Genomic DNA, 6,878 nt, shown 5'->3' on the forward strand with positions numbered 1-6,878 from the left:
TAGTACTAATGACACTTTTGGCGATTATTGTTGCTACTGTTATATTTCTGATGTCGAAAAACCCACATAAATTTCCACTTTCTTTTATGTCAATTTTTATGGTTTTAGCACTTTTTGGCAAAAGAAGTGCTGAAATCAAATTGAAAGAAAAAATTGAAGCGAAATCTACTTTAATACACGAATGGCGGATAGACTAGAACTAGTTATTTCCAAAACACTGTAAAAAGCAAAAGGCCTGAAAATTCAGGCCTTTTTGCTTATCATATATTTGGTTAGTTGATTCTTATTTTTTCTTTCAACAATTCGCCTTCTCTCTTATTTCGAAACAAATGCAAACCCCGAACGATTATGTGTTTTGAAGCTTTATTGCAGTATTTTTGTTTTGTGGTTATAAAGATAAGGGAAATTTTAAATTTGTCAAGCTTTTTTTAACTTTTTTTTTATTTCTTTTGCTGCCACTTGCCCAGAGATGATTGCAGGTGGTACACCAGGCCCCGGAACGGTTAATTGTCCGGTGTATAAAAAATTTGTTACCTTACTTTTCATCTTAGGTTTTAAAAAAGCCGTCTGTTTCAATGTGTTTGCTAATCCATACGCATTTCCTTTAAAGGCATGGTAATCTTCCACAAAATCGTTCATGGCATAACTGCGCTTAAACAAAATGTTACCGCCAATATCGTTACCGGTTAAATCTTTAAAGCGTTCGATCAATAAATTAAAGTATTCTTCCCTTTTACTTTCGCTATCTGCTAAATCAGGTGCTACCGGAATTAAAAAGAAAAGGTTCTCACAGCCCTCCGGTGCAACACTTTTATCGGTTACGGAAGGACAACATGCATAAAATAGGGGTTTTGATGGCCATTGCGGTTTGGTATAGATTTCTTCGGCATGTTGATCGAAATCCTCATCAAAGAATAAGTTGTGGTGTAATATATTGTCTAGTTTTTTATTTAAGCCGATATAAAACAAAAGGCAGGAGGGGGCCATTGTTCTTTCATTCCAATATTTTTCGCTGTAATTACGGTAAGGTTTATCAAAAAGATGTTGATCAATATGGTGATAATCGGCATTGCCCACCACAAAATCACTTTTAAAGTTGCCCTTGTTGGTAATTACATACTCTGCCAGGTTGTTTTTCACTTCAATTTTGGTTACCTCGGTATCGAAAATAAATTTTACACCCTCACTTTCGGCTATTTGTTGCATAGCAGCCACAATTTTGTGCATGCCGCCCATGGGGTACCAGGTGCCTAAAACGAGATCGGCATAGTTCATCAAGCTATATAAAGCAGGTGTGTTTTGTGGTGTGGCTCCTAAAAATAAAACCGGGAATTCTAAAAGTTTCCTCAAACGCTCATTCTTGAATAACCGGTAAACATGTTTACGCATATTGCCCAAAAGCTGCAATTTGATTCCACTAACAGCCAATCTGGGATCAAAATATTCCATTACGCTGTGCGAAGGCTTAAAAACATACTCATTCATGCCTACATCATACTTGTACTTCGCCTGATCGAGAAAATGTTTTAAGTTTTTGCTGCTTCCTGGCTCTAGCTTTTCAAATAAAGCATATAAATCAGCTAATGTTTCCGGAACATCAATAGTATCCTGTTTGCCAAAATAAATACGGTAAGAAGGGTTTAATCTTTTTAGCGCATAAAAATCTGCGGCAGTTTTGCCGAATAGGTTATAGTAGTTTTCGAAAACATCTGGCATCCAGTACCAGCTGGGGCCCATATCGAAAAGAAATCCGTCTTTTTGCCAGGTTCTGGCCCTGCCACCGGCCATTTCGTTTTTTTCGATCACCGTAACATCACAACCATCTTTAGCCAATAAAGCTGCAGCAGCCAAACCTGCAAAGCCAGCACCGATAATGGTAACCCTGGGTTTTTTCTCCATGGTGTAAATAAAGGAATTTTATTGCGTTTTGTTTTTGTTTTTTGTCATTGTATGTGGTTGTCATTCTGAACGCAGTGAAGAATCTTTCTTTTATTGGAAGTAATCTTTATGGGGGCTTGATTCGATCAGTAGTTTGGGTACTGTATTTCATCGGTTAGAGATCCTTCGCTATGCTCAGGATGACAGTAAAGGGAGGTTTGTCATTCTGAACGCAGTGAAGAATCTTTCTTTTATTGGAAGTAATCTTTATGGGGGCTTGATTCGATCGATAGTTTGGGTTTTGTATTTCATAGGTTGGGGATTCTTCGCTGCGCTCAGAATGACAGTAAAGGGAGGTTTGTCATTCTCTGAACACAGTGAAGAATCTTTCTTTTATTGGAAGTAATCTTTATGGGAACTCGGTTGGATCGATAGTCGGGGTTCTGTGTTTCATCGGTTGGAGATCCTTCGCTATGCTCAGGATGACAGTAAAGGGAGGTTTGTCATTCTGAACGCAGTGAAGAATCTTTCTTTTATTGGAAGTAATCTTTATGGGAGTTTAATTTAATCCATAGTTTGGGTACTGTGTTTCATCGGTTGGAGATCCTTCGCTATGCTCAGGATGACACTATGGCGCCAAGATCAACAAATGATTTATTCTTCAACAATCATATCATTAAGAAAATCCCAATTTTTGTTTTTACGTCCAATTAACGCATTCTTTTTTGCTCTTGTCCAGCCTTTTATTTCTTTTTCTCGTTCAATAGCATATTCAATGTGTTCAAACCGCTCAAAATAAACCATATAGTGGCAATTATATTTATAAGTAAAAGCGAACTTATTTTCTTTGTTCTCTATATGCTGTCTAAGTCTTGCTTCTAGATCGTTTGTTACTCCGGTATAAACCACGGTTTTGTTTTTATTGGTTAAAATGTAAACGAAATAATTATGATCCATTATTAAAAATAAATATTTTTTATGATTTTAACTAAAGTGCTTTGTCATTCTGAACGCAGTGAAGAATCTTTCTTTTATTGGAACTCGGTTGGATCGATAGTCTAGGTTCTGTGTTTCATCGGATTGAGATCCTTTGCTGCACTCAGGATGACAGCGGAAGCAAAAGCGCTTAGCTTTTCTTACCTTTGCCCAAACTCATGATTAAACTACGCATTATATTTTTTCTGCTGTTTGCAGCAAGCCATATTACTTACGCCCAGTTATCTACCCAGGAAATTGCGATATTAAAAACGAATATGGTTAAAGCGGTAGAAAATTCGAAGCTAACCGACTCGTTATTTGTTAAGCTGAACAAACTGCCCAATAAAACCGCTTTAATTACGGGTTACACCGGAACTTTGGAGGCCCTTAAAGCCAAACACTCCTGGAACCCATATAATAAGATCAAATATGTGAGCCGATCGCTCAAAACCATGCAAAAAGCAATTGATATGGATAAGGAAAATATGGAAATTCGCTTTATGCGGTTTTCTATTGAGTTTTACACACCTTCTTTTCTCGGCTTTAGTAAAGATTTAGCTCAGGATAAAAAAGAGATCCTTAAACATTATCAAAATGAAAATTTTGGTCTTGCCGATCGAGAATTGGTTAAAAACGTAGCTAAATTTATGATCGACAGTAAAAAATGTACGCCAGCTGAAGTTAAAATTTTGACAAAACACCTTTAGAATGAATTATACCTATCTACTTATCAATCTTGCTGTAATTTTCTTTCCCCTGGTTTTATCATTCGATAAAAAGGTTCATTTTTTTAGCAAATGGAAGTTTGTATTCCCATCAATATTGATTACGGGCTTGGTGTTTTTAATTTGGGATATACTGTTTACCAAGCTCAATGTGTGGTCTTTTAATCCCGATTACCTTATTGGGGTAAATCTTTTGGGACTACCTTTAGAAGAGATTCTATTCTTTTTAACCGTTCCTTATGCCTGCGTGTTTATTTACGAATGTTTGAATGCCTATTTTCCAAAAAACGACTTGCAAAAGTATAGCCTCGCAGTAAGTAATTTGTTCCTCGGGCTTTGTGTGGCCATTTTGTTTTTTGGTTACAACAGGTGGTACACGCTGATCAATTTTGGCTTTTTATTTATGGTGCTGGCCTATGTAGAATATGTAAATGTCGATTTTAGGTTTATGTACAAGTTCTACAGGGCCTACTTAATTTCGCTTATTCCTTTCTATATTGTAAATGGGTTTTTAACTTCTATACCTGTGGTGATGTATAACGATAAGCAAAACCTTGGTTTTAGAGTGGGTACTATCCCTTTCGAAGATCATTTTTATTTAATGGTGCTGTTGTTGATGAATATCTACCTGTACGAAGTTTTTAAAAGTAGTACCACGAAGAAAGACGAGTTAAGATTGGAAAATTAAAAGAACTTATTTTATAATATGTCATCCTGAGCGTAATCGAAGGATGGTCTTTTTATTAGAAAATGAGCGTACAGCCGTTTTTGGCGGTTTGCAGTCCCGCCATTCGCTGTAGCTCCGATAGAAGAATCGGAGGCTGCCGCTATTGTCGGGTTTAAGAACAGGGGTTTATGCACCCTGCAACCTCAAAAATGAAATGCTGTCGTGGCCACCTAGCCCCGGTTGAAGCGTTACCCTGCAGCAACGAGGTACGAGGCAGCGAAGCGTAAAAGCGGAAAACGGGAGGAAATTTGGTGCTTTGTACAAGCCTTGCGCTTCAAATGAGAATAATAAATTGAAATCCCCAGCATATAGTCTTCGACTCCGCTCGGACTGACAATGGCTACTTTTAACCATATAAGACATATAAGCTTATATGGTTCTTACATTTCTTATATGTTTAAATACCTTTTGTTTATCTTCAACCCGAAATTAATTAAATGGATTTACCCAGCTATACCAAACAGCAACTCGCTTTACGCAACGGACAGGACAAACCTCAAATATGGGTGGCTTATAAAGGTTTGATCTACGATATGACCGATAGCAGGCTGTGGCGGAACGGTAAACATTATGAGCACTGGGCCGGACAAGATTTAACAGACGAACTGCCCGATGCACCCCACACTGAAGCTGTTTTTGAGAAATTTATACCGATTGCCATATTGACTACACCAAATTGATTTTTGTTAGGGTAGATTTAAACGGTACAATTAAAATTAAGATATGTCATGTTGAGCCTGTCGAAACAACTCTAGTGTTAAGTTCTTCGACAGGCTCAGGATGACAATTAATTTATATTAAACTTCAATTGTAAAAGCACTTAAGCTTACAAATTCCTGAATTCTTGCTGCAACCTCTTCATCGGTTAAATTTAATAACCTTTCCGTTCCAAATTTCTCTACGCAGAAAGAAGCCAAAGCAGAGCCATAAATGATCGCATTTTTCATGTTGTTGAAGTTAATTGTACCCACTTTAGCCAAATAGCCGATAAAGCCTCCTGCGAAAGTATCGCCGGCACCTGTTGGGTCAAATACTTCTGCCAAAGGCAAAGCCGGAGCTGAGAAAATCTGATCTTCGTGGAATAACAATGCACCATGTTCACCTTTTTTAATGATCAAATATTTTGGTCCCATGGCAAGAATTTTTTTAGCAGCTTTAACCAATGAGTATTCACCCGATAACTGACGCGCTTCGGCATCATTAATGGTTAATACATCTACCATTTTAATGGTTTCCAATAAATCATCCATCATAATATCCATCCAGAAGTTCATGGTGTCCATTACGATTAATTTCGGGCGGTTTTTAAGTCGTTTGATTACCGTTTGCTGTACCTGTGGGGTTAGGTTGCCTAACATCAGGTATTCGCAGTCTTGATAGCTCTCTGGGATAATCGGATCGAAATTTTCCAGTACATTCAATTCCGTAATTAAAGTATCACGGCTATTCATGTCGTTATGGTATTTTCCTGACCAAAAAAATGATTTTTCACCTGCTTTAATCTGTAGTCCTTCGGTATCAATACCGTGTGTGGTGAAGGTATCAATATCTGATTGATGAAAATCATCACCTACTACTGCTACAATTTTTGCTTTATTATAAAAGTAAGAAGCCGCTAAACTTGCGTAAGTTGCTGCTCCACCTACAATTTTATCTGTTTTTCCGAAAGGAGTTTCAATAGCATCAAAAGCTACAGTACCTATGATTATCAGGCTCATATCTATGTGTTAATTTTTTTTTAAAATTTTTCACTGCAAATATTGCATAAATAATTTAAAAGCCCTAATATTGCATTCCCAAAACGAACAAGGGTATGTGTGCTATAAAGTGCAAAGAACCTCGTTTTAGGAAACGACCAGTACTCCTTCTTAGCTCAACTGGTTAGAGTCCCGATGCATCGGGATTAATCAGAGGGCAAGAAAAGATCAGAGGATTTTGATCGGTATTAATGAAACACAACCAGAATAAATAAATATTCCTTCTTAGCTCAGCTGGTTAGAGCATCTGACTGTTAATCAGAGGGTCGCTGGTTCGAGCCCAGCAGAGGGAGCAATTTCAAAGAATAAGCCTTACCACGTCTGGTAGGGCTTTCTTGTTTTTAATATTTTTATGTTTTACTTATATATTTTATATTCCAGTTCTTCTGTTTCAAAGAATAAGCCTTACCACGTCTGGTAGGGCTTTCTTGTTTTTAATATTTTTATGTTTTACTTATATATTTTATATTCCAGTTCTTCTGATAAGTACTATGTTGGCTATACAGAAGATGCCGAAAAACGACTATATGAGCATAACAATAGCGAAAGAACGACCTATACCTCAAAACACCGCCCATGGATTTTGAAGAAATCTATTGCTTTAGGCGAGAATCGTGGTTTCGCTATGAGGATTGAGAAAACGGTTAAAAAGGTGTGGACACATTTCTGAATAATTTGTTTCTTTGTTGGATGCAAACACGAGGTTTTACGAGTTTATCCGATTCAAGGTTAATTAGCAGGGGTAATAAGAATCTGGATATACTTTTCAGGAACAGTGTCCAGAGTATACGCCAGTTAAGCAAAGATGAGGCT

The 6,878-nt window shown here is 37.2% G+C and carries 8 protein-coding genes and 1 tRNA gene; 6 read left to right on the forward strand and 3 right to left on the reverse strand.

Going from position 1 to position 6,878, the window contains the following annotated elements:
* Positions 1-197, forward strand: a 197-nt coding sequence (locus AW17_RS22965; protein ID WP_036670779.1) for a hypothetical protein, incomplete at its 5' end; no start/stop codon positions are given.
* Positions 198-417: 220 nt separating this feature from the next.
* Here the strand turns inward: AW17_RS22965 and AW17_RS22970 are convergent.
* A complete protein-coding gene (locus AW17_RS22970) occupies positions 418-1,899 on the reverse strand; it encodes a phytoene desaturase family protein (protein WP_029280607.1) in 1,482 nt (493 codons plus the stop codon).
* 633 nt (positions 1,900-2,532) lie between these two features.
* Entirely contained in the window at positions 2,533-2,835 is a 303-nt protein-coding gene (locus AW17_RS22980; RefSeq protein WP_029280611.1) for a GIY-YIG nuclease family protein, read from the reverse strand.
* A 197-nt stretch (positions 2,836-3,032) separates the two neighbouring features.
* Between AW17_RS22980 and AW17_RS22985 the strand changes: the two genes are divergently transcribed.
* The 3 genes from AW17_RS22985 (at position 3,033) to AW17_RS22995 (ending at position 4,988) form a co-directional block, all read left to right on the forward strand.
* The gene (locus AW17_RS22985; protein ID WP_029280613.1) at positions 3,033-3,563 is read left to right on the forward strand and encodes a hypothetical protein; all 531 of its coding nucleotides are present in this window, start codon (positions 3,033-3,035) and stop codon (positions 3,561-3,563) included.
* Position 3,564: 1 nt separating this feature from the next.
* Positions 3,565-4,269 (forward strand): lycopene cyclase domain-containing protein, encoded by a 705-nt coding sequence (locus tag AW17_RS22990; protein ID WP_029280615.1) that lies wholly within the window; start codon positions 3,565-3,567, stop codon positions 4,267-4,269.
* Positions 4,270-4,745: 476 nt separating this feature from the next.
* Positions 4,746-4,988, forward strand: a complete 243-nt coding sequence (locus AW17_RS22995) for a cytochrome b5 domain-containing protein (RefSeq protein ID WP_029280617.1) — start codon at positions 4,746-4,748, stop codon at positions 4,986-4,988.
* Between the two features lie 117 nt (positions 4,989-5,105).
* Here AW17_RS22995 and AW17_RS23000 read toward each other — a convergent pair whose 3' ends face one another.
* On the reverse strand, positions 5,106-6,026 hold the full coding sequence (locus AW17_RS23000; RefSeq protein ID WP_029280619.1) for a PfkB family carbohydrate kinase: 921 nt from the start codon (positions 6,024-6,026) through the stop codon (positions 5,106-5,108).
* A gap of 258 nt (positions 6,027-6,284) precedes the next feature.
* Between AW17_RS23000 and AW17_RS23005 the strand changes: the two genes are divergently transcribed.
* Together AW17_RS23005 and AW17_RS23010 are read left to right on the forward strand one after the other, a co-directional pair.
* A tRNA-Asn gene (locus AW17_RS23005) sits at positions 6,285-6,358 on the forward strand.
* A 152-nt stretch (positions 6,359-6,510) separates the two neighbouring features.
* Positions 6,511-6,735 carry a GIY-YIG nuclease family protein gene (locus tag AW17_RS23010; protein WP_036670782.1) on the forward strand — a complete coding sequence of 75 codons (225 nt, stop codon included), beginning with the start codon at positions 6,511-6,513 and terminating at the stop codon, positions 6,733-6,735.
* The last annotated feature ends 143 nt before the right edge of the window (positions 6,736-6,878 follow it).

The sequence above is a fragment of the Pedobacter borealis DSM 19626 genome (assembly GCF_000708285.2).
In the GTDB taxonomy this organism is placed as follows: domain Bacteria; phylum Bacteroidota; class Bacteroidia; order Sphingobacteriales; family Sphingobacteriaceae; genus Pedobacter; species Pedobacter borealis.